The organism is Protofrankia sp. CiP1_Cm_nod1 (genome assembly GCF_920888515.1).
Taxonomy (GTDB): Bacteria; Actinomycetota; Actinomycetes; order Frankiales; family Frankiaceae; genus Protofrankia.
On sequence record NZ_CAKKTM010000206.1, the window covers coordinates 10,820 to 12,393 of the forward strand.

At 66.8% G+C, this 1,574-nt stretch carries 3 protein-coding genes; 2 read left to right on the plus strand and 1 reads right to left on the minus strand.

The genetic code is table 11. The annotated features are described in order from the left end of the window. Positions 1 to 158, minus strand: a 158-nt coding sequence (locus NBX02_RS09415) for a transposase (protein WP_250290950.1), incomplete at its 3' end; no start/stop codon positions are given. A gap of 63 nt (positions 159 to 221) precedes the next feature. On the opposite strand from NBX02_RS09415, the gene NBX02_RS09420 reads away from it, so the two are divergent. Together NBX02_RS09420 and NBX02_RS09425 are read left to right on the plus strand one after the other, a co-directional pair. Continuing rightward, positions 222 to 479 carry a hypothetical protein gene (locus NBX02_RS09420; RefSeq protein ID WP_250290948.1) on the plus strand — a complete coding sequence of 86 codons (258 nt, stop codon included), beginning with the start codon at positions 222 to 224 and terminating at the stop codon, positions 477 to 479. 377 nt (positions 480 to 856) lie between these two features. Then, positions 857 to 1,574: AAA family ATPase (locus NBX02_RS09425; protein ID WP_250290949.1), on the plus strand; the 718-nt coding region annotated here is incomplete at its 3' end.

The window sequence follows — 1,574 nt, forward strand, 5'->3', positions numbered from 1 at the left end:
TATTCACGCAAACCGCTTAATTCAACAATCGCGTTCACAATCTCCCGGCGGGGGTGTTCCTCAGGCCGACCATCCTTGCTTATCGGCGGCAGGAGCGGTTCGACCAGCGCCCACTCGCCGTCGGACAGATCTGATGGGTAATGATGCGACCGCGACATACCCCGACAGTAATGATCAAATTCCACCCAGTCATGTCGATCATCCGGCGAAGGGCACGCTCCGTGCATGCTTACAAGATTCAAAACAGGTTCTTACGGAACAAGCTGGGTATACGCGATCCCGAGGAGCTCGCGGCCGTGGAACACGCAGCCGTCGGCATCCAGCGTATCCGCCTGACCACACGTTCACTGCCCGGCGCCTTTGGCACCGCGCATCTTCAACGTTTCCACCGTGTCCTGTTCGGCGACATCTACGACTGGGCCGGCACGATCAGAAACGTCACGGCATTCCCGCCGTCTACGCCACCCTCGTCCCGCTGATCATCGAACCCGCCGCGGGCAGCGCCGCCAGCACCGGCGGGCCGGCCGCCCCGACGAGGCCCTGGCCGCGTTCGAATCCCTGCGCCCCGACCTGACGGCCGTCTACGGCCCGAGCTCCACCCAGGTCCGCAGCCTCGACAAGATCATAAACCGTCTGCGCGGGTCCGCGGCGCCCGGCTCACGGTTACATCCTTAGCGCGCACTTCGACAGCCGAGCAGACAGCGGCAACGATCCCGCGGCCATGTGTGACGCGGCCCCACCAGCCCCAGCGTCAGGTGCGCAGCGTCCCAACGGACCACACTGGTTTTGCGGATGGTCGACGAAGCCACCGTAGAGTGACGATCGCAACGAAGTATCGCGGAGGAGAGGTACCGAGGTGGGACGTCGGTTCAACACCGCCGGGCCGTGCCGGGTGGGGATCGACTACATGATTCCGGCCCTGGCACGGCTGCCGGAGGCGCCCGGCCTCATCGACCAGGAGGGATATTTCGTCGTCCACGCCCCCCGGCAGACGGGCAAGACGACAACGCTGCAGGCGCTCGCCGACGAACTGACCGCCGAAGGCCGGTATGCGGCGCTGCTGTTCTCCTGCGAGGCTGGTCGGGCGTGGGAAGACGACATCGGCGCGGCGACCCGCGCCATCCTCGACCGGATCCGGGCCGACGCGGAATGGACACTGCCATCTGAACTGCGTCCACCACCCTGGCCGGCGGTATCGGAAGGCACCCTGCTCGCCGCGGGACTGGCAGCCTGGGCGCAGGCGTCCCCCCGCCCCCTGGTGCTGTTCTTCGACGAGATCGACGCGCTCCAGGGCCAGACCCTGATCAGCGTCCTCAGCCAGCTCCGCGACGGCTACCGCAGCCGCCCCAGCCACTTCCCCGCCTCGGTTGCCCTCTGCGGCCTGCGCGACGTCCGCGATTACAAGGCTGCATCCGGCGGCGACCCGTCCCGGCTGGGCACCTCCAGCCCGTTCAACATCAAACTAGAATCGCTGCGGCTCGGGGACTTCACCCCGGACGAGGTCGCCGAACTCTACGCCCAGCACACCGCCGACACCGGCCAGGAGTTCACCCCCACCGCCGTCGACCGGGCGG